This is a genomic window from Rubritalea marina DSM 17716 (genome assembly GCF_000378105.1).
Taxonomy (GTDB): domain Bacteria; phylum Verrucomicrobiota; class Verrucomicrobiia; order Verrucomicrobiales; family Akkermansiaceae; genus Rubritalea; species Rubritalea marina.
Window position 1 is genome coordinate 15,007 of sequence record NZ_KB899259.1, and the last position, 24,870, is coordinate 39,876.

At 51.2% G+C, this 24,870-nt stretch carries 16 protein-coding genes and 1 tRNA gene; 9 read left to right on the plus strand and 8 right to left on the minus strand.

Annotated features, from left to right (window positions below; all coding sequences use genetic code 11):
• Nucleotides 1-44: 44 nt before the first annotated feature.
• Together selB and F454_RS0110455 are read left to right on the plus strand one after the other, a co-directional pair.
• Complete coding sequence (gene selB, locus F454_RS0110450) at nt 45-1,997, plus strand: selenocysteine-specific translation elongation factor (RefSeq protein ID WP_018970608.1); 1,953 nt, start codon at nt 45-47, stop codon at nt 1,995-1,997.
• 39 nt (nt 1,998-2,036) lie between these two features.
• Nucleotides 2,037-2,765, plus strand: a complete 729-nt coding sequence (locus F454_RS0110455) for a TlyA family RNA methyltransferase (RefSeq protein ID WP_018970609.1) — start codon at nt 2,037-2,039, stop codon at nt 2,763-2,765.
• A 5-nt stretch (nt 2,766-2,770) separates the two neighbouring features.
• Here the strand turns inward: F454_RS0110455 and F454_RS0110460 are convergent, their stop codons facing one another.
• A complete protein-coding gene (locus tag F454_RS0110460) occupies nt 2,771-4,060 on the minus strand; it encodes an aminopeptidase P N-terminal domain-containing protein (RefSeq protein ID WP_026292845.1) in 1,290 nt (429 codons plus the stop codon).
• Between the two features lie 150 nt (nt 4,061-4,210).
• Here F454_RS0110460 and F454_RS15850 point away from each other — a divergent pair, with 150 nt between their 5' ends.
• The gene (locus F454_RS15850; protein WP_169334370.1) at nt 4,211-4,867 is read left to right on the plus strand and encodes a PEP-CTERM sorting domain-containing protein; all 657 of its coding nucleotides are present in this window, start codon (nt 4,211-4,213) and stop codon (nt 4,865-4,867) included.
• A gap of 344 nt (nt 4,868-5,211) precedes the next feature.
• On the opposite strand, the gene F454_RS0110470 is transcribed toward F454_RS15850, so the two are convergent.
• Nucleotides 5,212-8,094: an HzsA-related protein gene (locus tag F454_RS0110470; RefSeq protein ID WP_018970612.1), complete on the minus strand. Its 2,883-nt coding sequence runs from the start codon at nt 8,092-8,094 to the stop codon at nt 5,212-5,214.
• Nucleotides 8,095-8,267: 173 nt separating this feature from the next.
• The gene (gene ilvD, locus F454_RS0110475; RefSeq protein ID WP_018970613.1) at nt 8,268-9,977 is read right to left on the minus strand and encodes a dihydroxy-acid dehydratase; all 1,710 of its coding nucleotides are present in this window, start codon (nt 9,975-9,977) and stop codon (nt 8,268-8,270) included.
• Nucleotides 9,978-10,288: 311 nt separating this feature from the next.
• Between ilvD and serA the strand changes: the two genes are divergently transcribed.
• Together serA and F454_RS0110485 are read left to right on the plus strand one after the other, a co-directional pair.
• The gene (gene serA / locus F454_RS0110480) at nt 10,289-11,887 is read left to right on the plus strand and encodes a phosphoglycerate dehydrogenase (protein ID WP_018970614.1); all 1,599 of its coding nucleotides are present in this window, start codon (nt 10,289-10,291) and stop codon (nt 11,885-11,887) included.
• Nucleotides 11,888-11,982: 95 nt separating this feature from the next.
• Nucleotides 11,983-12,057 (plus strand) — tRNA-Val (locus tag F454_RS0110485).
• A gap of 132 nt (nt 12,058-12,189) precedes the next feature.
• On the opposite strand, the gene F454_RS16615 is transcribed toward F454_RS0110485, so the two are convergent.
• On the minus strand, nt 12,190-12,927 hold the full coding sequence (locus F454_RS16615; RefSeq protein ID WP_018970615.1) for a PEP-CTERM sorting domain-containing protein: 738 nt from the start codon (nt 12,925-12,927) through the stop codon (nt 12,190-12,192).
• Nucleotides 12,928-13,203: 276 nt separating this feature from the next.
• Here F454_RS16615 and hemG point away from each other — a divergent pair, with 276 nt between their 5' ends.
• From hemG to F454_RS0110505, 3 genes are all read left to right on the plus strand, one after another.
• Entirely contained in the window at nt 13,204-14,595 is a 1,392-nt protein-coding gene (hemG, locus tag F454_RS14915) for a protoporphyrinogen oxidase (RefSeq protein ID WP_018970616.1), read from the plus strand.
• Between the two features lie 36 nt (nt 14,596-14,631).
• Complete coding sequence (hemH, locus tag F454_RS0110500; RefSeq protein WP_018970617.1) at nt 14,632-15,651, plus strand: ferrochelatase; 1,020 nt, start codon at nt 14,632-14,634, stop codon at nt 15,649-15,651.
• Between the two features lie 183 nt (nt 15,652-15,834).
• Nucleotides 15,835-17,319, plus strand: coding sequence for a sulfatase family protein (locus tag F454_RS0110505; RefSeq protein WP_205619028.1), 1,485 nt, complete (start codon nt 15,835-15,837; stop codon nt 17,317-17,319).
• A gap of 3 nt (nt 17,320-17,322) precedes the next feature.
• Here F454_RS0110505 and uvrA read toward each other — a convergent pair whose 3' ends face one another.
• Complete coding sequence (uvrA, locus tag F454_RS0110510) at nt 17,323-20,169, minus strand: excinuclease ABC subunit UvrA (RefSeq protein WP_018970619.1); 2,847 nt, start codon at nt 20,167-20,169, stop codon at nt 17,323-17,325.
• Between the two features lie 90 nt (nt 20,170-20,259).
• Between uvrA and F454_RS0110515 the strand changes: the two genes are divergently transcribed.
• Nucleotides 20,260-20,919, plus strand: coding sequence for a thioredoxin family protein (locus tag F454_RS0110515; protein ID WP_018970620.1), 660 nt, complete (start codon nt 20,260-20,262; stop codon nt 20,917-20,919).
• 71 nt (nt 20,920-20,990) lie between these two features.
• On the opposite strand, the gene F454_RS0110520 is transcribed toward F454_RS0110515, so the two are convergent.
• The 3 genes from F454_RS0110520 to F454_RS0110530 all read right to left on the minus strand — a co-directional run bounded on the left by F454_RS0110520 (nt 20,991) and on the right by F454_RS0110530 (nt 24,799).
• Nucleotides 20,991-21,587: a hypothetical protein gene (locus tag F454_RS0110520; RefSeq protein WP_205619029.1), complete on the minus strand. Its 597-nt coding sequence runs from the start codon at nt 21,585-21,587 to the stop codon at nt 20,991-20,993.
• An 82-nt stretch (nt 21,588-21,669) separates the two neighbouring features.
• On the minus strand, nt 21,670-23,148 hold the full coding sequence (locus F454_RS15855) for a sugar transferase (RefSeq protein WP_169334371.1): 1,479 nt from the start codon (nt 23,146-23,148) through the stop codon (nt 21,670-21,672).
• Nucleotides 23,149-23,194: 46 nt separating this feature from the next.
• Nucleotides 23,195-24,799 (minus strand): hypothetical protein, encoded by a 1,605-nt coding sequence (locus F454_RS0110530; RefSeq protein WP_205619030.1) that lies wholly within the window; start codon nt 24,797-24,799, stop codon nt 23,195-23,197.
• Nucleotides 24,800-24,870 lie beyond the last annotated feature (71 nt).

A 24,870-nucleotide genomic window follows, 5' to 3' on the forward strand; every position in this document is an offset into this window, starting at 1 on the left:
GCGCCTCCGCGCTACTTCCTCCCCAAAGAACTAACCATCATTCCATGCACATCATCCTCGGCACTGCTGGTCACATCGACCACGGCAAGTCATCTCTGACCCAAGCCCTGACAGGTATTGACCCCGATCGCCTGCCCGAGGAAAAGCAACGTGGCGTCACCATCGAGCTTGGCTTCGCCCACCTCACACTCGAGGAGTTTGAGATTGGCCTCATTGATGTCCCTGGCCACGCCGACTTCATCAACAACATGGTATCCGGAGTAGGCGCTCTCGATATCGCCCTCTTCATCGTGGCGGCCGACGATGGTTGGATGCCTCAATCCGAGGAACACCTACAGATTTTAAACTACCTTGGCATCGACAATGTCATCGTCGTACTCACCAAATCCGACCTAGCCGAGGACCTCGAATTCACCACCGAGTTGGTAAAGGAAGAGCTCATTGGTACTTCTCTTGAACACGCCTCAATCTTTCCTGTTTCATCACACACAGGCGACGGCCTCGATGCTCTGAAAGCAGAAATTGTAAAACGAGCGAGAGACCTAGCGACCTCTCCCAAGCACCACATCCCACGCCTCCATGTTGATCGCGCCTTCTCACCAAAAGGAGCAGGCACCGTCGTTACCGGCACGCTCACTGGGCAGCCGCTCTCAGCTGGTGAAGAACTCATCAGCCTCCCCGAAGCGCTCAGCGCCACCATCCGCAAAGTTCAAAACCACCAACAATCAATCGACTCCAGCGTCAGCGGCATGCGCACTGCGCTCAACCTCCCCGACCTCCCACTCAAACAACGTGGAAAACCTGGCGTTGGCCGAGGCTCCTTGCTCACCCTTCCTGGTCACCTAGAGCCAGTCAGCACCATCGATGTCACACTCACGCGCGCTAAGCGCGAAGTCAGCGGCCAATCCGCCACAAGCCGAGCAATCAAAAACACCGAGACAGTCGTCCTCCACCACGGCACCAGCCGCATCAAAGCCCGGGTCATTCTCAATGACCGCAGCAAGCTCGAACTCGGCGACTCATGCTTTGCCCAATTGCGCCTAGAATCTCCCATACCAGCCTGCATTGGCGATCGCTTCGTCCTGCGCGACGGTGGCCAACAAGGCACCCTAGCCGGTGGCGCCGTGCTCGATCCCTCCGCGCAAGCTCGTGGCTTCCGCACCCCTGAGCGCAAAGCCTTCCTCGAACTCCGCCAAGAGCACCCAGAGCAACTGCGCCACATCATCCTGAGCGAACTTAGCAAATCACCTGCTTCTAGCCAGCCCGGCAAAGTCGGCGGCTGGGTTTCTAGCTGCTGCCCCGTCGCCAACACACCATTCACTCGCGAGCACCAACAAAAGACCTGCGAAAAGCTGGCGAAGGAAAAGAAACTCATCAGCCGAGGCGAGTTTCTCATCGCCCCCAAATGGTGGAAAGAATCCGTGGGTGAAGCAGCTCAACTCATTGACCAATGGCACCGCAGCCATCCCGATGCACCCTCGCTACCGCTCAACCAATGGCGCAGCGAACTCAGTAGCCACTCGATCCCTAGCCAGCTTCATGACATTATCGAAGACCACTTGCTCAAATCCGGCTACATCAAGCAACAAGACGGGCTCGCCCATGAGAACCACTCGCTCGAACTCCCAGACCGGCTCGTCAGCATCGGCAATAGCTTGCTCAAAAAGTACCAAGACGCCGGACTCGAACCCGCGCCAAGGATCGACATGGCACCAGACGAGAGTGCCAAGCAAGCACTGCAATTCCTGATCCGCTCAGGCCAAATCACCGAGCTCGACCCCAAGGCCTTGCTCGCCGCAGATCATTACCAAAGCCTGCGCCACAAGGTTATCGACTTCATCCAAGGCCAAGGCCAAGCCACCGCTGGAGAAATCCGCGAAGCCAGCGGCGCCAGCAGAAAGTACATCATGCCACTCCTAGAATCTCTAGACGCCGAAGGCATCACCCGCCGCGACGGAGACTACAGAAGCCTCGCCCACACGTCCCAGCGGGGCTAGGCACCCAACAACGAATCACCATTCACCAATAACTATCCGATGAAAGACCGAGCCGATGCAATCCTCGTAGCACGCAAGATGTGCGACTCCAGAGAGCAAGCCAAGCGCCTGATCCTCGCCGGCGAAGTCATGACTGGCACCACCGTCGTCGCCAAACCATCCACCAAGCTTTCCACCGACGCCCCGCTTGAGATCAAAGAAAAACCTAAATACGTCTCACGTGGCGGCCTCAAGCTAGAAGGAGCCCTCAAGCACTTCGGCTTCGACCCAACAGGAATGGTCTGCCTCGACTGCGGCGCCTCTACGGGCGGCTTCACCGACTGCCTCCTCCAGGCTGGCGCCGTCAAGGTCCATGCCATCGACGTCGGCACCAACCAACTCGTGTGGAAGATCCGCAGCGACGACCGCGTCGTCGTCAAAGAGAAGTTCAATGCCCGTCACATGGTACCCGATGATATTGGCGAGCAAATCGACCTCTGCGTCACCGATGTCTCATTCATCTCACTCACCAAGATCCTCCCCCCACTTTTCAGCGTACTCAAACCTGATGGCCACATCATTTGCCTGGTCAAACCTCAGTTCGAACTCGAACGCGATGAGATCGGAAAAGGCGGCATCGTTCGCGACCCAGAGCTACACCAAAAAGCCGTCGATAAAATCCGCAATTTCGTCACCGACGAACTCGGCCACCAATGGCTTGAGCACACCACCTCTCCCATCACCGGCACCGACGGCAATGTTGAATACCTCGCCAAACTAAGCTTCTAATGAGCCTATCGAGCCATCAACCGCTCGATCTCCTCAATCTCTACCGGGATGGTAGCCATCAAGTCCTCCACGCCATCTGCCGTGATGCGGTAGTTATTTTCAATACGGATGCCGATATTTTCTTCGCGAATATAAATCCCCGGTTCAATCGTGATCACATGCCCTTCGGCAAAGGCTTCATTGGATGGGGCCACATCGTGAACATCCAAGCCGAGGTGGTGAGAAACTCCATGCATAAAATACCGACGCACCAACGGCTTCGAATCATCCTGATCCGCTGCCTCTGCTGCATCGATGAGTCCTAGACCAATCAACGCCTGCTGCACCTTCTCCAACACAAGCTGAGTGTACTCCTTGGGCATCACGCCAGGCTTCACGATACTGGCAGCATAGCGCATGACCTCTAAGACAGCATTGTAGACCTCGGCTTGGCGCTCAGTATACTTCCCACTCACAGGCACGGTACGCGTCATGTCTGCATTCCAATGTGAACACTCGGCGCCGACATCCATCAACACCAGATCGCCTGCTTGAAGGCGTTCATGATTGCTTACATAGTGCAAGACGCATGCGTTCTTCCCCCCACCTACAATAGGTGAGTACGCATGTCCGCGAGACCCTGACTTTAAAAATTCATGAGTGTATTCCGCCTCGACTTCCCACTCCCCCACACCTGGAGCCATCATGCCCAACACCCTACGAAAGCCCGCCTCAGTGATGGCACAGGCTCTTCGTATTGCCTGCACTTCCTCCTCTTGTTTCACAGCACGCAGTACATGCAATAATGGCGCAAGCCTGCCGTAGCGATGCAGTGGGTACTTTGCCTGGCATTCTCTATTGAGGCGCATGGCTCGCGTCTCCACCCCACAGGCTGCTCGAGCATGCTCATTACTATTGAGCAACACCTCATCAGCCTGCACGACTAATTGGCCAAAGAGACCGTCAAAGTTCTCGGTCCATTGCACATTCTGCACTCCCGAGCGCAGGGTCGCAGCCTCCTTGGTGAATTTCTCACCTTCCCAAATCGCCAGATGCTCGTCCGTACGCCGTACGAAAAGTATTTCTCTCTGCTTCGGATCTGGTGCACTAGGATATAGCAATAGCACCGTTTCTTCTTGATCAATGCCACTCAGATAAATCATGTCAGAATCCTGAACAAAAGGCATCACCCCATCAGCACTCGTAGGCATCACATCATTCGAATGCAACAACGCCATCGCGCCCTCTGGCATCGCCTCCATCAAGCGTGACCGATTCCCACTAAAAAATTCTGAACTCAAGCACTCAAATCGCATACCATAGAGAACTAGGCTCTCACCCAAAGGTCAAGTGACTTGCTTAGACTGTAATATTTACACATCCTTATTTTTTATGGTTTCAGATCACAATGTTGACAAGTGACTAATAAAACAAGCATTATGACAATGACATTAGATTACAACATTATGAAATATACATCCCTCGTCACACTCGCCATGGCATCAAGTGCCTATGCGTCTACAATCATCGCCCCAACAGGAGTTATACTCAACACCTCAGGGACAGTTCTAAACCCAATCATCGACACTATCAATGGTAGCGGGTTTGACAATGGAGATGAACTGCTCCTAGAAACTGGTGATGCGGTACCCGGGTCACTTCCGGGCCACTATTATATCTACAACACAGGCTACAGACAATTCAACGACGCGACTGCTACCATTGTGTTTGACTTAGGTGGTTCATTCAACGTGGAATCTGTAATTTTATACAACTACGCGGAAGCTGGAAGTTCACCGAATCGCGGTATCAACACTGTGGACATTGAGTTTTCTACAGACGGAGGATTAAATTACACCTCAACACAAGCGACCACATTTTCTCAGGGAGTCATCAGCGGCACCGATGTTCTAGGTGAGAATGTTAGTCTAGCAAGCACAGTCAACGATGTGACCCATGTACGCTTCAGTGATATGGTCAACTTTGGAGGCACCAACTCCAACATCACAGGTTTCCAAGAAATCCGCTTTGTAGGTACGGCTGCGGTTCCCGAGCCTAGCTCAACGGCCTTACTTGGTCTTGCTGGACTCGGCCTCCTTGCGCTCCGCAAGCGTCACTCCTAAGACAAATAAGCAAACACCCATTATTTCAAAGCTCCTCGATTGAGGAGCTTTTTTATTGCCCACGATCAGCAGCACCATTGAATCGACCACAAGGTGCTCCACACACACACTCATGCGTCCCATCATGAATCAATCTGGAAACAAAAAAGCGTCGCACATCTATCATGGCCCGAGACAACAATGCGTCAAAGCAAGTAAGTCAAGCATCGTATGCAGTGTCTGCAACCACACACAACACACCTAGTGCCATGATCGTAGACTCAAAAAGAAACACCCTAGGCTCTCTCTAGAACCTAGGGTGTGTGAGTCATTGGCAATGCCAAGTTGATCTAATCAATCTACCGTTACGGTTTAGACATGTGGCGATGATTCCCCTGCCCTCCAGGGAGTTCCTCTTCTAGCACACCATACGCCTGCTCTACGGTGAGCTCCACCCCTGGGTGAGACAGCTCAAGGTAAAAACGACCAGTGTTGTATGGTTCCTCAAAACGGTGTTGAAGCACCTCACCTGGCTGGACTTGAAGCCCGAGCACAAGCTCTTTGGTATGCTTGCGGCGAAGCTCCACGCCCACGGGGTGCTTTGCATCAGTGCTGAGATTCAGAGTATCAATCAATGCCACGGGAAACTGATCCAACATGATTTGCTTATTCTCGTTTGGCTGTAACACCACCTTATCGAAGACTGGACGGTAGAACGCGCGAGTGAATGCCTCCGTGTTTTCGTTCTCGACTGGGTGCTTTCCATTGTCAGCCATCAAATCTTTGATATTTTGCTGCTCTTCTTCGTATTGATCCTTACGCTTCTTCTCGTAGTAGTTGTAATACTGCGTCTCATGCGGAAGCCAATCGCTCTCCTCGTGGTAATCACCAGAGAATGGCACGAGAAGGTCAATCCATGCGTAGATCTTGTGAAGATCCTCTTCACTGAGCTCGACTCCTTGGTGACCATCTTCCAGCATCTTGACCAATGGGCTTGTGGCTGCGCCGGCGAAGTATGGCTTAATCTCATCTGGTTGTGACATCTGGCTGATCCAGGAAACGATTCCAGCCTCAGGGTGGTTGGTTTTGAAACTCTTGTGCTTATCAAGCTTTGCGCCAGTGAGGTTGATGTAGGACTTCGACCACTTACGCTTGTTCATGTTACTCTCCTGCACCGGAATGCCACGGAGATCCATACGATCCTTCTGTGATCCATCATGACACTGCACACAGCTGCGATCTAGGATCGGCTGCACCTCCTTGACGAAACTAAATCCTCGGGTCTTTCCATAAAACGGCTGAAGTTGCTGAGGCGATTGCTGCCACGCCATCGTGCCATCATTCTCAAATTCATGGAAATTCGCATTCGTTGGTTCGTGACAGCCCACACAGGACTTTCGCTCCCCAGGGCGCAATGTATCCCAAGTTCGCGTTGTCTGAATCACCTGCCCCTTATCATTGAGGATCTGATGATACTGAGAGACCATCGCTGGCACATCAAACATCACCGAACCATCTTCATGAATATCGACGTCGCCTAAGATTTTTTTCACATCCCAAGTCGCGTTACCAATACTGATTGGCGTCGTGTTCAATGAGCCACCTCCAGGGCCACCATTGAATTTACCACCAACACCTGCCGCACGATAATCAATTTCTACCACGCGTAGCTTCTTGGCTTCACCGCGCTTGATTCCCTTCAACCCGAGGCCTTCATAAACATCGTGCACGTAGTATGTGCCATTTTCTTTGGTATAATCTACGGTGTCTGCGATCGTCTCTACTTGAGCTTTCTTGGTAAGTGAAACCATACGACCAACTCCCATGTCTTGCGCACGGAATAGCAGCTCGCGTTCACCATCCATATTCATCCAGTATAATCCATAGTGGTGACTCCCCTTCAAGCCATGGCGATGGGTGGTGTACCAATTGGCTCGGAATCCATAGTCTGGCTGATAACTGATCAAACACTCCTCTTCGCTGAGCGGGAATGGATAGCGGAATTGATCACCATCTTGGCCCCACATATCTTTCACCACCGGTGACTTTGTACCTTCACCCGCTACATAACCATGGTCTCGGCGAGGTGCTACGAGCTCGAGGCCGTGCCCTTCGTTGCGACCTTTGCTGACATCCACGATCGTAAGCTTACCATTCTGGGTGGTATGGTGTCCTGAAGCAATCGACATCACCTTATCTGACCCTGGGATGGGGCGAGTGTGGAGTAGAGATGTTGGGAACCATGAATTGGCGCCATAGTAAGCGCGTTGCCCCTGCCCATCAGGGTCCATTGTGAAGACCGGGTGCGGGTATACCTGACCGCGGTCACTGTAGTCCCAGCGCGTGTACGCCACTCGGCCATTGCTCAGAACGATCGGGTAAATCGTATGCACCTGATCGATCGCCAAACGACGCACGTAGCGTCCTTTACCATCCATACGGTATAGATTGCTCACATCCGTGTGGAAACATGGCACACTGTGCTCTGCACGAGTCGAAACGAACATAATCTCACCATCTGGCAAGTAGACTGGTTCGTAGTCCGCACGACCGAGACCAAATGTCAGCTGCTGTGCCGAAGTGGTCTTGAGGTCATACTCGTAGACATGGTAATCATCGAGGCGGTCAGACTTCTTCCATGAAAAAAGCAATTTTTGTTTATCAAAAGAAACATCCACATCGCGCATCATGCCATGTGGGTCATTGATCAATGTTTCGGCTTCCACGTAGGTCGAGTCAGGTTTGAAGTCTACTTGCGTGAGGCGTGAGCCAGGTGAGAAGAATCGTTCTGTCCGTGCATCTGAGAGCCCCTCAGTGTAACCAAAAAAGCTATTCCGAATCGTATCGCTCTCGGTGAAAACAAATGGCGCCCACTGCTTGACCGCTTTTCCGAGTCGCTTGGCTCGGCGAGCTTCGCACAGCTTCACATAATCCTCCAGGCTGCCGATACTGGTTTGACCATGCGACTTGAACATCGCTCTGAGTATTTGACCTCGGTTCTCTGGGATAACCAGAAGCCAAGAATTCTTACCACCGTCTTGAAGCACCCAATCAGTAAGAATTGGAAAATCTAGGCTAAGCTGAAAGAAGGCTTTCTGATACGACACCGCACGCTCCACCGCTTCCATCTTGTTGTATTCCTCAGGAATAGCGTCGAGAGCTTTTTGAAAACCACTCCAATCTGGCGAGGCCACGGCCGACGAACAAAGAGCCAGCGAAGTGATGAAAATTTTATGTAGGTGATGCATATCCTCTATACTATACCTCTATCACCCCACTTTCATAAATCATCAAATCATAGGAGTGAAAAAATCACCCTCTGTTCATCTAGATAATACAAAAAAAGCACAGCTCCTATGAGCTGTGCTTTGATCTGTTAAAAATGTGGTTCTAGACCGCGCTAGAACCTTAGACTATCTGCCTAGAGTCCAGCGTCTGTCACCGCCCCCTTAGAAGCAGATTCAGTGAGCTTCGCAAACTTCGCGAGAATCCCGCGACGGTAGCGTGGTTCCGGCTGCACCCAAGCCGCCTTACGCTCGGCCAGTTCCTCTTCACTGAGGTCTACATTAATCTCATTATTTTCGGCGTCGATGGTGATGGTATCGCCATCCTTAAGGAGACCAATCGTACCACCCACGTGTGCTTCCGGCGTGATGTGACCCACCACGAATCCGTGGGAGCCACCAGAGAAGCGACCGTCAGTGATGAGTGCCACGCTATCACCAAGACCACGTCCCATGACCGCAGCGGTAGGCCCAAGCATTTCGCGCATTCCCGGACCTCCTTTAGGTCCCTCACGGCGCACCACGATCACATCACCTGGCTTGATCTCACCAGCGAGAATTGCCTTCATTGATTCTTCTTCAGAGTCAAAACAACGAGCCGAACCAGTGAAGCTCAAGCCCTCGTTCCCAGAGATCTTCGCTACCGAACCTTCAGACGCGAGGTTCCCGTATAGAATGCGGAGGTGTGAGTCCTTCTTCTTAGGTTGATCAAGCGGAAGGATGATCTTTTGATCTTCCGGATAGTAGAGCTTAGAGTTCTTCAGGTTCTCCGCCATCGTCTTGCCAGTCACCGTCATCACATCACCGTGTAAAAGGCCGGCTTCGAGTAGGGTGCGCATGAGTGGCACCGTGCCGCCAATACGTACGAGATCGGCCATCACATACTTACCTGATGGCTTGAGATCAGCCACCACAGGCACACGCTTGCCGATTTCAGTAAAGTCATCAATCGAGAGCTCCACGTTCGCAGCGTGAGCCATCGCTAGAAGGTGGAGTACCGCGTTGGTAGAACCACCGAGAGCAATCACCACAGTGATTGCATTTTCAAATGCTTTGCGCGTCATGATGTCACTTGGGCGAATCCCCTTATCAATCATATTGACCACCGCTGCACCTGCATCGAAGCAGTCGATCAGCTTGTCGTCACCCACCGCTGCCTGAGCGGAGCTATTTGGCAGGGACATCCCAAGCGCCTCGATAGCACTCGCCATCGTATTTGCCGTATACATACCACCGCAAGAACCCGCACCCGGGATCGCACAGCTCTCCACAGTTTGAAGCTCTTCATCATTAAACTCGCCACTCGCATGCTTGCCTACAGCTTCGAAAACAGAAACCACATCGAGGTCCTTTTTCTCCCCCTTTACCGAAGCGCAGCCCGGTAGAATCGTACCGCCATAAATGAACACAGCCGGACGATCGAGGCGTGCAATCGCCATCATACAGCCTGGCATGTTCTTGTCACAGCCACCAACAGCTACCAAGCCATCCATGCCCTCCGCACCGACTGCAGTCTCAATAGAGTCAGCAATCACCTCACGTGACACAAGGGAGTACTTCATTCCCTCCGTACCCATTGAGATACCATCTGACACAGTGATGGAGCCAAAGGTGAGCGATTTGCCGCCCGCCGCATTGGCACCTTCTGCTGCTTTTTCGGAAAGCTTATCGAGGTGGATGTTGCATGGAGTCACTTCACTCCAGAGGGAAGCGATTGCCACCTGTGGCTTCTTAAAATCTGCTTCTTCAAAACCTACTGCGTAAAGCATTGCACGACTAGCGGCGCGATCATCACCATCCACTACTATCGAAGAGTATGGACGGCGGTTATTTTCATATGGATTCATAACTTATCTGTGAATTCGATTGCGCCAGAGTCTTTCATAGTTCCTCGCTGGGTCAAGTCTCGGGTTCAAGCAGCCCATCAAGTCCACCAAACCAAACGGCACCAACATGGAAGTCGCGCCACCACCCAACCAGACAAGATGCAAGCCCAGCAAATAGACCATTCATTTAACGCATCCTAAATAATCGCAGAGCCTTTGAATGTTAGTATTTCATAGCCATTTTACAAAAAATCACTCTTCAATAAAAATAATACATAGAAAATGTAGCACTAGCTTTGACAATTTTCCACGAAAAGACTAGTGGTGAGCGCATGTCAACCAAGCGCATTCTCGTATCTGATCCGATCTCTGAGATTGGTGTGGAGGCACTCAGCCAGCACCCAGCTCTCGAAGTCGATGTAAACACTGGCCTCACGCCTGAAGAACTCATCGCTATCATCGGCGACTACGACGGACTCATCATTCGCTCCCAGACCAAAGTCACACGCGAAGTACTCGAAGCAGCCACCAAGCTCAAAGTCATCGGCCGCGCTGGTGTGGGTGTCGACAACGTGGACCGCGAAGCCGCGACTGACCACGGCGTGATCGTCATGAACACCCCGACAGGCAACACCATTTCCACTGCGGAACTCGCCTTCACTCTCATGCTCTCCGCTGCTCGCAACATCGCCCCAGGCCACGCTGGTGTCCTCGCTGGCGATTTCCCTGCAGCTCGCAAGGCATTCAAAGGTATCGAAATCTACCAAAAGCGCCTCGCCGTCATCGGCATGGGCCGCATCGGCACAGAATTCGTCAAGCGCGCTCAAGCATTCGGCATGACCGTTGCAGCCTTTGACCCATTCCTCACTGCAGCTCGCGCTGAACAACTCAAGGTCGAACTCGCTGACTCTCCAGAAGCAGCGCTCACCGGAGCCGACTTCGTGACGCTCCACGTCCCAATGACTCCGGACACCAAGCACATCATCAATGCTGAGCGCCTCGCTCTCATGAACAAAGGTGCGATCGTGGTGAACTGCGCACGCGGCGGCCTCATTGACGAGCCAGCACTCCTCGCTGCGATCGAGTCTGGCCATATCGCTGGTTGCGGACTCGACGTATTCGAAGACGAACCACCATCTGCAGACCACATTCTTTTCAAGCTTCCTAAGCACACGGCCTTCACCCCGCACCTCGGAGCTTCAACCAACGAAGCACAAGAAAACGTAGGCATCCAAGTGGCTGAGCAACTTCGCGACTTCCTCACCTCTGGGGAAATCCGCAATGCGATCAACATGCCATCACTCGATGCCGCAGCACTTGAAGACATCGGCGATTACCTTGGACTTGCCAAATCACTTGGTAAATTCGTGGCAAAGCTCGGACCTAGCAATCCAGACTCCATCCGCGTTTCCTACCACGGCGCCGTAGCAGACAAAGACACACCGCTCGTGTCACGTACCGTACTTCACGGATTCCTCGCTGCAGCACGCGAAGACGTCAACATCGTCAACTGCCCAGCCATTGCCAAGGAGCTCGGCCTCGAACTCGTAGAATCCACCATCAATGCAAGCACTGAATACGCTGAGCTCATCGTGGTAGAACTCAAGAAGGGCGACGAAAAGTTCCGTCTCGCAGGCACCATCATCGGCAAGTCGCCACGCATCGTCGAAATCGACAAACTCTACGTCGACACCAACATCGCAGGAAACTTCCTCATCGTGAAGAACGACGACCGCCCAGGCATCGTTGGCCTCGTTGGCTCCAAGCTCGCTGAAGAAGAACTCAACATTGCCAACCTCTCGCTTGCTCGCAACAAGTCTGAAGGCAATGCCCTCAGTGTTATCGAGCTCGACTCCCCAGCCTCTGAGTCCGTCATCAGCTCACTCAGCAACGCTGCCGGAGTCCTCTCAGTCAAAGCGATCGAAATCTAAGTCACAGAACAAAAAAATGCTTGCACCGCGAGCGGATGCTTACTAGTTTCCGCCCGCAGCAGTCGAAGCACAGCTAGACTAGCAAGCATCAAAAAGCGCGATTAGCTCAGTGGTAGAGCAATGCCTTGACATGGCAGAGGTCGATGGTTCAAATCCATTATTGCGCACCATTTTCACCAAAAGGGATCACAGTAACATGTGATCCCTTTTTTGTACTCCTCATGCAATACAGCAAAAATTCGCCACAAAAAAAGGTGCACTACAATAGTAGAGCACCTTACTTGGATCAATCGATTGCTAAATTATTGCTTGCGGCGACGCATCAAGAATGCCAAGCCACCAAGACCGAGCAATGCGGTAGAAGCCGGCTCGGGAACAGCTGTTGCTGTGAGCGAGATATTGTCGATAGCCGTGGAGTAGAAGTTATCATTGGATTGAGCAACATCATCAGCGGTAAATCGTATCTGAATATTACCGAGCTCCGCGCCTGTTGCAGTATAATTGAGGACACGAGTCTCTGCAGATGTATTGATATCAACAGCCGCAAATGTAGCTGTGGCCAAAACTCCATTGTCATCAAAAATCTCAGCTGTAACTGCACGGCCTCCGGTTGGAGAATTGGACGCTCTGTAATGAAGAAAGCTAAGAGAATAGTCAGTGCCGGTCATAAAGCTCTGTGTGGTATCCACAGCTGTCGTTTGAGCTCTTCCCATAGAAGCATAAAATCGGCCACCTATCCCGACGCCGGCACCACCGCTGTCCACATTGTTAATCCCATTGGAATATGCCCCATTCTCAGTCAATACGTCCAGAGTGAAAACGCCTCCAGAAGATACAAAGTCGGTACCAACAAGTCCGAAGATGTATCTGGTTCCACCATAAGTGGCTCCAAGCGCATCAAGACCTGCGGTTGTTGTTGGTGTAGCTTCGAAGTCTTCCGAAAAGATCACTGCAGCATTCGCTGAGCCTAGCAAGGTAAGTGAGGTTAAGGCGACTAGAGCAGTAGATCGAGTCGACTTTCCGTGTAGGATATTTTTCATAGAATAATTTTTTAATAGGTTTGTTCATTTCTGCAATCATTGCAGAATCAACAACATAGCAAGACACCAGCTATTAAAGCTACCCGTAAAAATAACTACACTTAATCGCCAACAACAAACTAATATATATGTACTAGCACAATCGTCAGGTAGGCGCAGATCAGACTTTCTATGCAAACCAAATGTGTCGATGTGATAGAAAGCCGAGATACTAGGTGTTTTTATCTTGGCGATTCCTCATCACAAATTGCATGCTGCGTGGAGTAGAGAGAGTGAATGAGAAAACATATTGCCATTATAGGGGCCGGCGTATCCGGCCTCAGCACTGCCTACCATTTGCAGCAGGCTGGCCACAGCGTCGTGGTATTTGAATCCAGCAAGCGCGCTGGTGGCGTGATCCAAACAATCAGGGAAGATGATTATCTCTGCGAATGGGGGCCTAATAGCCTCATGATTGGGGACAAGCGCATCGAAGCGTTGCTCAAATCCATTGGCCTAGATGACGAGATACTCGAGGCCAACACGGCGTCCAAGAAGCGCTTCATCATCGACCGCGACAGACTGCAAGCCCTACCCAACGGCCCATTCCAATTACTGGGCTCTCCGATATTCAGCCTCAAAGCAAAGCTTCGTCTCCTCAAAGAGCCCTGGGTGAAGCGCCACCCAGCAAATAGCAAGGAGACTCTTGCTGATTTCATGGAGCGGCGACTAGGTCCTGAGCCGGTCGCCAAGCTCGTGAACCCATTCATCAGCGGAATCTACGCCGGTGACCCAAAGCGTCTTGCTGTAGAGCACGCATTCCCGAAATTGTTTCAGCTCGAGCAAGACTACGGCTCGCTCATCTGGGGAATGATTCGCTCAAAAAAAGACCAGAAGAATAGCTTCAAATCGAAACATAAGCTACAGAAACGCCGCATTGTTTCCTTCAAGCAAGGTATGGAGGCTCTGCCCCAGGCAATGGCAGCCGCCCTCGATGAAGGGACACTCATTTTTGAAGCGAAGATCGGCGGCATTTCCCAAAACCGCAATAACAAGCGCTGGCATATGGACTGGAAGTGCCCAAATGGCACGATTGGCCAAGGCAGCTTTGACGCCGTGATCCTCACACAAGCGTCACACCACTTGAACGATATCCCCCTGGATGAGGAAGTCCTCGAGTCACTAAGCAAACTCCCCTCGATTGATCACGCGCCAGTCACCAGCATGTTACTCGGCTTCAAACGCGAACAAATCAAGCATCCTCTCGACGGCTTTGGCATGCTCAGCACCTTTGAACAAAAGTCAAAAATGCTCGGTGCCCTCTTCACTTCTTCGCTCTTTCCCGGCCGAGCTCCCGAAGGTCACGTCGCCATCAATGTGATGATTGGAGGCGTGCGCCGCCCTGAGCTCTGTGAGCTCCCTGAACCGACGCTGCGCGCCAACATTTTAGATGAACTACGTAGATTGTTAGGTGTTGATGGGAAGCCGAGCTTCTGCCATATTCACCACACTAGCAAAGCGATCCCGCAGCTACACACTGACTATGGAATCGTGGCCCAACAAATTATCGATTGCGAACGCGAGCACCCTGGACTTTATTTGGCGGGAAGCTACCGCAATGGCATCGCGTTACCGGACCGCTTGCTCGAGGGGATTTCCCTCACCGAAAAGATAAATCAATCTCTTTAGTCACGTACCCACACCCAACTCACACAGTTTTTGATCATGGCAAAAAAAGGCGTCATTCTCCTCAACCTCGGCTCACCTGACTCTACAGATGTAGAGGACGTGCGCACCTATCTCGACCAGTTCCTTTCAGATGAACGCGTTCTCGACATCAATCCAGTGGTTCGCAAGCTTCTTCTAAAACTTGTCATCCTACCCAAGCGCCCCAAAGATTCAGCAGAAGCCTACAGCAAGGTATGGACTGAGGAAGGCTCCCCACTGATCGTCACCAGTCAGAAGCAACAAAAGCTTGTTCAGGACAATACCGACATTCCGGTCTACCTCGGGATGCGCTATGGCAATCCCTCCACTCCAGACATCGTCGCAGAGATGAAGAAGGATGGAATCGACGATCTGCTCATCATCCCACTGTACCCACAATACGCGATGTCGAGCTACGAAACTGCCGTCGTCGAGCTAATGAACCAACTGCGCGAGCAAGGAATGGGCGGAATCAACACCGTTTTGGTGCAGCCGTTCTATAAAGACCCAGCCTACATCGATGCGCTCTGGGAATCCATCCGCCCAAGCTACGAAGGCTCAGGAGCACACCTCATGATGTCCTTCCACGGCATCCCTCAACGTCACGTGCAGAAGTCTGACCCGTCACACGATCATTGCCTAAAAACCAAAGATTGCTGCACTACTCCGCACCCAGCGCACCACACTTGCTATAGTCATCAGTGTTACGCTACCGCCTACGCACTCATTGCCAAGGCTGGCCTCAAACATGATGACGTGACTATTTCCTTCCAATCACGCCTCCTCAAAGATCCTTGGCTTGAACCATACACCGACTTTGAAATCGAACGCCTTGCCAAAGAAGGTGTGAAGAAGCTCAAAGTCATTTGCCCGGCCTTCATCACCGACTGCCTCGAAACTCTTGAGGAAATTGCGATGGAGGGTAAAGAAGAGTTCCTCGAACATGGCGGCGAGGAATTTGAGCTCATCCCTTGCCTCAACACCCACCCAGCTTGGATCAAGTGGCTCAATGACAAAATCGAGCGCTGGGAACCATAGCCCCTAACTGAGCCGAGGCTCGCAGGTCCGTATTTTCAGAGGAGTAGAGAGGCTATGCGCCCTCTACTCCTTTTTTTGTGCTCCTGCCCTGCAGGACTTGAAGATTGACAGCCTGAGTAGATTCCCTAGCTCTTAAGGATGCCATCTCGTACTCTTTTTCTATCAGCCATTGGCCTCTTCACCATGGCAGCAAGCCTAGCGGCCAAGACACCAAACGTCTTGATCATCTATGCGGACGACCTCGGATATGGAGACCTCGGGTGCTACAATGAAGACAGCAAAATCCCCACCCCCCACCTCGACAAGCTCGCAGCTGGTGGGATGCGCTTTACCGATGGCCATTCATCCTCTGGCATCTGCACGCCATCACGCTATGCCTTACTCACAGGGCGCCACCATTGGAGAGATTTCCACGACATTGTAGGTGCCATGGGGGCATCCGTGTTCAAGCCTGAGCGACTCACCATGCCCGAGATGTTCCAAGCGAAAGGATACACCACCGCAGCTGTGGGCAAGTGGCACCTTGGCTGGGACTGGAAGTCGATCCGCAAGCCGGGAGTTAAAGAACTCACAAAACAAGAACAGAGAAAGAAAGGCCACCACTTCAGTTCCTACGATTGGTCAAAGAACATTCCTGACGGCCCACTTGCCCATGGTTTTGATTATTACTTTGGTGACACCGTGATCAACTTCCCACCCTACACTTGGATTGAAAACGATCGCGTGACCGAGGTGCCAGATACCATGCTGGACACCAAAACATTCAAACCCATCAAAGAAGGCAATTGGGAGTGCCGAAAAGGCCCCATGGTCACAGGATGGGACCCCTATGAAAACATTCCCGTCACCACCCAAAAAGCGATCGCATGGATGGAGGAACAAACAACACAAGAGAAGCCATTCTTCCTCTATTTTGCTTTCCCCTCACCACACGCCCCCATCATCCCCAATGACGCATTTGATGGCAAATCGGAAGCCGGCCCGTATGGTGACTTTGTCGTAGAAACCGATGACTCAGTGGGCAAGCTCCTGGCCACTCTGGATCGGCTAAAGATCACCGATGACACCATCGTCATTTTCTCCGCAGATAATGGACCCGAGTCCTACGCTTACAAACGCGACGAAAAATTGGGGCATTGGTCTGCCTATCCTCTGCGCGGGTTGAAGCGCGACATCTACGAAGGGGGGCATCGCGTGCCGTTTATCATCCGCTACCCTGGAGTCACCCCCGCAGGGAGCGTGAGCGATAGCTTGGTGTCTCAGATTGATCTCATGGCTACCTTGGCCAAGGTCATTGATTTCCAGCTCCCCAATCACAACGCCGCCGAAGATTCCTACGACCAATCAGCTGTGCTCAGCGACCCAAATCAAATCATCCGCACAGAGCACGTCCACAACACCTTCGACCGAGCCTTTGCAATGCGCCAAGGCGATTGGGTTCTCATTGAGAGTCAATCCGGCTACCATTCAAAATGCCCCCCGACTTGGGAAGCCAAACGCTCCTACCCAAAAGATGATGAGCAGGCGATAGAGCTATACAACCTCAAGAAAGATCTCTCACAGATGCAGAACATTGCCTCCGAACATCCAGAAAAAGTAGAGCAGTTACAAAAGCGACTGAAGCGAATCCGAGAGCAAGGCTTCAGTGCTCCACGGTTGAATCAATAACCGTCAGTCAGTACCACTTCTCACTAAGCTTGCGCCAGTGAGAGATTCAGACTCTCGAATCAACTCAGCCGGCGTTGTAGCCGCGACAAGCTGCCCACCGTGCTTGCCTCCTCCAGGGCCGAGATCGATCACCCAATCGGCAGCACGAATCACGTCGAGGTTGTGTTCGACCACAATGAGAGAATTCCCCTCATCGCGCAGTTTTTCTAAAACTCCCATCAGGACCTGAACATCGCCGAAATGCAACCCAGTGGTGGGTTCATCCAACAGATAGAGGGCGTGCCCAGGGCTACGTTTGGCAAGCTCAGTAGCGAGTTTGACCCGCTGCGCCTCCCCCCCACTGAGGGTATTGGCCGCTTGTCCCAGCTGCATATAACCAAGACCAACATCGCACAGCGAGCGGAGTATGGCTTCTAACTTAGGCACAGCGGCGAAAAAAGCGTGCGCCTCTTCGGCACTCATTTCCAGGACTTCAGCCATGTTCTTGCCCTTGTAGGTAACCTCTAATGTTTCGCGGTTGAAGCGCTGCCCCTGGCAGGAATCGCACGGCACGTAGACGTCGCTAAGAAAATGCATGTCGATCTTGATTTCCCCATCGCCTTGGCATTTTTCGCAGCGTCCGCCACGCACATTGAAACTAAAGCGACCAGCCTTGTAGCCGCGCTGCCGTGAAAGCGGGAGTTTTGCGAAAAGTGCGCGAACGTGATCTAGCGCGCCGGTGTAAGTCGCGGGATTCGATCGAGGGCTGCGTCCGAGTGGGCTTTGATCGACCACGATCACGCGGTCGAGCTGCTCCATCCCTTCAATAGCATCATGCGTACCTGGCGCGGCCTTTGCACCGTGGAAGTGCCGTGCAAGCGCGCGCTTCAGAATCGTATTGGTGAGGGTCGATTTACCACTACCCGATGGGCCTGTAACACAGACGATCTGCCCGAGAGGAAACACAACATCAATGCTGGCTAAGTTGTGTTCACGCGCTCCAAGCACGATCAATTCACCCATGTCGTGCCTGCGACCCTGTGAAAGCGCTATAGGCGGGGTGCTCAACCATTTGCCAGTGGCCGAAGTGGTTTCTCTAGCAATATCTGACGGCGTCCCTTGAGCCACAAGGTATCCCCCCTGAGCTCCGGCAACCGGCCCCATATCGATCACCCAATCTGCAGCTCGTATCGTTTCTTCATCATGCTCCACCACCACGACGGTATTGCCTATATCACGCAGGCGCTTTAGAGCTTTGATGAGGCGTGCATTATCATCTTGGTGGAGGCCAATGCTAGGTTCATCCAAAACATAGATCACCCCTGAGAGGCCCGCACCAATCTGAGTAGCCAAGCGAATCCGCTGAGCTTCCCCGCCACTCAGGGTCCCACTTTTGCGATCCAGCGATAGATAACCCAAGCCCACTTCATTTAGAAAACCTAGTCGCTCTCGCACCTCACCTACGAGCCCTTGTCCAACATCCAATTTGTCCTCGGGTAGGCGAATCGCTTCAATCCACACTAATGCTTCATCAACTGGAAGAGAACACAACTCTTGGATACCCAAGCTCGTGGCATGGCCCTCCAATTTCACAGATAGAATTTGCGCTTTGAGGCGCTTACCAGCACACACATCGCAGGCTTGGCTGGTCATATAGCGGCCCATGCTTCTCTTTACTCCATCACTAGTCGTCTCCGAATAAAGCCGCTCAACCGTACGGCAAAGCCCTTCGAATTCTTTACTCCATGGCATAGTTTCGCCGTCTCGTTCCCAAACAAGTTGGATCTTTTCACCCGGCATGCCGTAAAAGAGGGCATCCTTGAAATCCTCAGATAAATGCCCAAAGCTTTTTGAACGATCCACACCGAAGTGGTTTGCGACAGCATCCACTTGCTTCTCCATCCATCCCTTCTTTTTCTTTGTCCCTCCCCACACTTGAACAGCGCCATCGTTTAGGCTCTTCATCGGATCTGGTACAATCAAGGCAGGATCACAATGCACCTTTGTGCCTAATCCATGACACGCTTCACAAGCACCTTTGTGAGAATTGAATGAGAAATCTTGGGGGCTCAGGCTACCGAGTTCAAACCCAGTCTTAGCATTGCGGTAACTGGTCGAAAAGCTCAGCAACTCCCATCCCTCGTCGCCTGGGCCTTGCACTAATGCTTGAGCTTCTTGGCCACAAACTCTCAGGCAAGTTTCCACGCTATCGGCGATGCGACTTTCCACACCATCACGGACACCCAGCCGATCGACAACCACTTCAAAAGATTCTACCCTATCTGGCCATGCCGATTCCGCCTCTTGAGCATCAAGAATCTCTCCATTGAGCCGCACCCTCACAAAGCCTTGACGGTGGATGTCCCCCATGACCTGAGCGGGGTCATGCACGTCACTTAAATCAACAGGAGCCAAAAGAATCACTTTACTACGCTCTGGTAAAGAGGCCAGACGACTAACAACATCAGCCGAAGTCATTTTCTCGAGACGCTCGCCAGTGGCTGGGTCATGTGGCACCCCCACGGCCGCGTATAACACACGGAGGTAATCGTAAATCTCTGTTGCGGTTGCGACCGTTGAGCGCGGATTCCCACTTCCCGCTTTTTGATCGATTGCTATCGCTGGGCTTAGCCCCTCGATGCCTTCAAGGTCTGGTTTCTCTAGTTTCTCTAAAAACTGCCTAGCGTATGCAGAGAGACTCTCCACATAACGGCGCTGCCCTTCAGCGTATAGCGTGTGGAAGGCTAAACTGGACTTACCACAACCACTCGGCCCAGTAATGACAACCAGCTTGTTTTTTGGGATTTGAAGATCTAGGTTCTTCAAATTGTGCTGCCGCGCACCTCGAATCTTTATTGGCTCCACAGCCATGACGCTAAAGGGTAATTGAGATCACAACAATTCTCTATTTTCGGTTTTAATGTTGCAGCTGCAACCTAAGAACATAAAGTTCGATGCATCATGAAATGGAACGGCAAACCAATTTCCCTTCTCACCGCAACAGCAATTAGCAGCCTCAGCATGGTCTCATGTGACCGAGTCACCGAACTCGCAGGAGAAGTCACCTCCACAGTCACTGACATGGTGAGCCTCAAGGAGAGGCGACAAGGTATGCGATACATTCACCCTGCGACCGAGGCTGAACTCGACCAATGGTTGGTTGAACCAAACGTCTTGATCACTCTCTTCTTTTACGACTCTACTGTACCTTCGAATCTGATGATGAAGACCAGGCTCTCAGAATTAGCCAAGACCCACGAAGATGTCTCAGCCGTACTAAGCTTTGATATTGGTAAGCCCGGTGAAGTCACGGATATGGCACTTAATCGCTTCAATATCCAAGAAACTCCAACACTAAAACTCATGCTAAACTCGGAAGAGCTTGTGTCGGAGATTGGCCCAGTACAACCCAAGGCTTTAGAAGAGCTATACGCCACTCAAGTAGCGTCCATCGATACCAGCATGGAGCTACGTGAAGGAAAACTCCCAGGGATGGACGCCAAACGCCCACCTGAAGAAATGATGGTCCGTCAGCGAAAGAATGAACTCCCATCAGGGATTGAGCGAGTCTACATCCCCGAGGGTGCCAAAGACATCACAGAAAAAGTACCCAAGCCATAGGCTTCTACTGCCAGCTATTGATACAGCCCAACAGCGTCAATGCTGTTGGGCTTATTTGTTCCAAATGCGAATCAACGCCCCCAAACCTGGACTTCAGTGAACGCACACCACAGGTCTCTGGCTGGCACCAAATCTGTGATATTGATCCACTCTACTTTACGTTTGGAAAATTGTATCTGCTGCCCATCCGCAGTCCGACTCAATGTGTAGGGAATTTCTGTGCCGTCAGAAAACTCGATCGTACCAGACTTCCAATAACTATCATGGTTCCCCTTTGTATAAGGTGTGAACTCGGCTCGGACGTAAATCACCACCTTATCGATCTCGACCTCCTTGCCAAAATCGATTCGGAACCACAAATCAGACCTCTTGTGTGGCCCCCATGAAGGAAAGGCTCCTCCATGGCCTTTTGACTCGAGCTTGCCATTGATGGCGCACATCGCAGCAAAAAATGGAAGGCGATTGAATTCGCTGTTAGAGCTTGCACGAGGATAGCGCTGAGTATCAGGGCTAGCATTCAATGCTACATTCCTATCGCCATCGCGAGGAGAGGTCACAGCAGTCGCCTTCACCGGAGCTGCAAGATCGGCCGATACAGCCTGACATAGAAAAACGGGCTGAATCAAAATCAAAACACACCATACTAACTTACTGCTTCTACTTATCATAGTGCATAGATGCTAGATTCTCTCTGAGTGGGATGGCAAGGGCTGCAACATCCTCATTATTGAGTAGAATCGATTGTCTTGGCTACATTCCCTTGCCAAAGACCATCATGTAAATGGTCTTTACGACGATAGTTACATCAAGCGACATCGAATAATGACGCACGTAGTAAAGGTCATAGTTCAGCTTTTCCAGAGTATCTTCATCATTGGCGCCGTAGGAATAATTGACCTGTGCCCACCCTGTAATCCCAGGCTTCACGGCATGGCGAAAATGATAAAAAGGAAAGCGTTCTTCATAGCCTTGTACTAGGTCCACCCATTCAGCCCTGGGCCCAATGAGGCTGAGGTCACCGATCAACACGTTCCAAAGCTGAGGCAACTCATCCAATCGAGTCTTCCGAATAAATCCACCAATCGGGGTTAGTCGTGAATCATTCACTTGGGTGTACTTATTACCCTTTTCTGCCCCCACATGCATCGAGCGGAACTTGTAGATAGTAAATGGTTCCTCTCTAAAGCCTGTTCTCTGTTGTTTGAATAATATGGGTCCTCTGGAAGTGGCCTTCACAGCAATCGCTGTGGCAATCAAGAAGGGACTCGCCAATAGAAAACCAAACAATGCAGCGGAAATATCCATCACGCGTTTTGCTCGGTCATAACTCACGCTACGATTCAAACGAAAGCCATCGAGCATCGGCCAGTTCAGACTGAGCTGACAAGGCGGCTGAATTTGCATCGAGTTTCTCAGGTAAGATTCATAAGTCTCAATTCGATGACGATGAAAAAGAGCTGCTACCATCTTGCGGCTGAATTCCTCAGGAAGCTTCTCGGTATCGGTAGCGATCACAAAGCGCTCCACATAACGACCATTGATGGTCGGTTCAAAATTCACCTGATCAATCGAGACTGTCACAGGCGAATCAGGATCATCCTCAATCAAATGATTCCCGACCCAGTCCGGAACAAAGGTGGCAGGGATCACTTGATGGGCGCGCCCTCTCCGGGCTAGGCGGGTGTATAAATCTCGCGCGCGCGTCCCGGCTCCAATCACACAAATGACATTGTCTCGCTCGAAGTATTCTTGGATTCTCCCCAATACATAGCGGTAAGACAATGATGCTACCGGAAAGACAACAAGTGTGAGCCCAACAACCAATCGCGGGGACTTTAAAGCCACACCATACGAAATGACCGAATAGATCATGCCGAATGATAGAACCGCCATGGCCACAGCAGCAATGATGTGCTCAGCAAAGAATCGAGAACTGTTATGGGGAATTGCCGGATTATACCCCCCTACCAGATAAACCCCTAAAAGGCTGGGAAGACCTATGCAAACGAGAACCCTTCTACTCACTGACTCAAAGAATTCTACTCCAGAATGGAAATACAAGATCACAGCAAAGCTTAGGACGATGATCGCTGCATCAATGAGCAACAAAACAAACGGGTAGGTAGCAGCCATGAATCGGCGACGAAAATCTGACGTTTTACTAACATCTTCGTCCGTTACCGCAAAAATCGAACCACTGAGAGGTTGAGTCTTGATTGGGGATTTCATGTCAGGGATGCTTCGCATTGGCTGGGGGCTAGGTACTAGAAAAGCATTATGCAGCAGGCTTCTTCATCGCATCAATATATAGTTGTTGATAATGAACTGATCTTTTGCGATCGCCTAGCTCAGCATACGACGTAATCAACCATTGTAAACATTTCAAGTACTCATTTTTATTCAAGGTAGTGGGGTCTTGAGTGGATACAACTGTTTCAAGTAAGTTAACTACTTCGCTCCATTGCTGCCTTTTGCTGTGTATCTCACAACGCACCAAGATGTATTTGAGATCGTGATCTGGATCCACCGACTCCAAGACATCAACCATTCTGAATGACCGCTTGAAGTATGTTGCACTGTTATTAAATAATGAAAAGTCGAGGTCTCCCTTTGCATACTTTCGGGCGACCACAACCGCAGCCTCTCCCATAATATCAAATGCCTTAGGCTCTAGGGAACGTGCGACCAATAGGTGTACTTTCATCGCGTCATAATCACCCTGATACCATCGATCAATCGCCATGGCGAGGTGGCAGCCGGCACCACCATGACGACCTAATGCCTCCACAATTTGCCCCGTAAGAACAGAAAACTTGGAATCACTGTCCAACAAGCCAAAGAGCAGGGTGGCTGCCTCACTAGTTGAAACACCGGTATCAATGGCCGCATTGAGATGTATGAAACCGAGTTCACGCTGAAGCGTACCGTGCGTTTCAAACAACACACGCGCAATTTTAACGTGAGCCGATGACTTCAATCGGTCAATGTACTCCGTATTCCGTGCGAAGAGCTGTTGTTTCTCTAACTCTCCAATCGCTTTATTGTAAAGCTCCTGTTGCTCATCCACATCCTTAGATGATTGGGCAAGAATCGTAAGAGCGTTCATATACACTCCCAAGTATACCTCTAAATCTGGGTCTTCAAATTCAATGTATTTAACCAGCTTTTTCAGCTCCTGACGCGCATTCTTGACCTCATTCAGCATGATCAATGATCGGACCTGCAACAAATGCGCCTCAGGGTCTAATTCATCTCGAAGCTCCAGCACTTCTAACACCACCTGAAAATGCTTTTGCTCATAGAGCAATCGAGCGAGAGCAAAATTCCAATAATCGTAGTAACTGGCATCTTCGGCCTCCCCCAACATTTCGCGAGCGATCTCAACAAGTTCATCTAGATTGGCAGTGCCCGATTTACCAGACAAAGCACGCTCAACGACCCATCGTTTGGCAGGTTCGTACTCTCGTTCATAAAACAATTTTTGCTTCAATGCCTGTTCACGAGGTAGGTTTCTATTCGACGCAGCCGCAATCATGGCACGAAACAGAACCGAATCTGAGTCTTTGTACGAAGGGTGGTGGATCAGTTTCGCAAACAAGAAGTCTGCTTTTTTAAAATCTCTCTGGCTGAGAGCTTTCAATGCGCCTTGGTAATAGCCAGAATACGCCTTACCCCTACTGCGGTTCATCTGAATAAAGACCACTGAAAACAACACGAGTGCCCCTATCAATACCGGGGCAGCCCACACTAACTTACCCCATGGACGTGAGCTAAACCAACTCAGCGCAAAACCTTTAACCGCCAACCAAGGCTTCGCAAAGGCATATGAAATATCATCAATGAGCCCTTGCCCTCCGATTCTCTCAAGTCCACGACTCATCAACCAAATGAACCACTTCGGAATCAGTATGATCGCCACAGGGATCGCGAGCAACATGGAGCGCTTCCAAA

Excerpts from the sequence above, each read along its gene's own strand:
- selB (WP_018970608.1), top strand. The coding sequence starts at position 45 with ATGCACATCATCCTCGGCACTGCTGGTCACATCGACCACGGCAAGTCA.
- F454_RS0110455 (WP_018970609.1), top strand. The coding sequence starts at position 2,037 with ATGAAAGACCGAGCCGATGCAATCCTCGTAGCACGCAAGATGTGCGAC.
- F454_RS0110460 (WP_026292845.1), bottom strand. The coding sequence starts at position 4,060 with ATGCGATTTGAGTGCTTGAGTTCAGAATTTTTTAGTGGGAATCGGTCA.
- F454_RS15850 (WP_169334370.1), top strand. The coding sequence starts at position 4,211 with ATGAAATATACATCCCTCGTCACACTCGCCATGGCATCAAGTGCCTAT.
- F454_RS0110470 (WP_018970612.1), bottom strand. The coding sequence starts at position 8,094 with ATGCATCACCTACATAAAATTTTCATCACTTCGCTGGCTCTTTGTTCG.
- ilvD (WP_018970613.1), bottom strand. The coding sequence starts at position 9,977 with ATGAATCCATATGAAAATAACCGCCGTCCATACTCTTCGATAGTAGTG.
- serA (WP_018970614.1), top strand. The coding sequence starts at position 10,289 with ATGTCAACCAAGCGCATTCTCGTATCTGATCCGATCTCTGAGATTGGT.
- F454_RS16615 (WP_018970615.1), bottom strand. The coding sequence starts at position 12,927 with ATGAAAAATATCCTACACGGAAAGTCGACTCGATCTACTGCTCTAGTC.
- hemG (WP_018970616.1), top strand. The coding sequence starts at position 13,204 with ATGAGAAAACATATTGCCATTATAGGGGCCGGCGTATCCGGCCTCAGC.
- hemH (WP_018970617.1), top strand. The coding sequence starts at position 14,632 with ATGGCAAAAAAAGGCGTCATTCTCCTCAACCTCGGCTCACCTGACTCT.
- F454_RS0110505 (WP_205619028.1), top strand. The coding sequence starts at position 15,835 with ATGGCAGCAAGCCTAGCGGCCAAGACACCAAACGTCTTGATCATCTAT.
- uvrA (WP_018970619.1), bottom strand. The coding sequence starts at position 20,169 with ATGGCTGTGGAGCCAATAAAGATTCGAGGTGCGCGGCAGCACAATTTG.
- F454_RS0110515 (WP_018970620.1), top strand. The coding sequence starts at position 20,260 with ATGAAATGGAACGGCAAACCAATTTCCCTTCTCACCGCAACAGCAATT.
- F454_RS0110520 (WP_205619029.1), bottom strand. The coding sequence starts at position 21,587 with ATGATAAGTAGAAGCAGTAAGTTAGTATGGTGTGTTTTGATTTTGATT.
- F454_RS15855 (WP_169334371.1), bottom strand. The coding sequence starts at position 23,148 with ATGAAATCCCCAATCAAGACTCAACCTCTCAGTGGTTCGATTTTTGCG.
- F454_RS0110530 (WP_205619030.1), bottom strand. The coding sequence starts at position 24,799 with ATGAGTCGTGGACTTGAGAGAATCGGAGGGCAAGGGCTCATTGATGAT.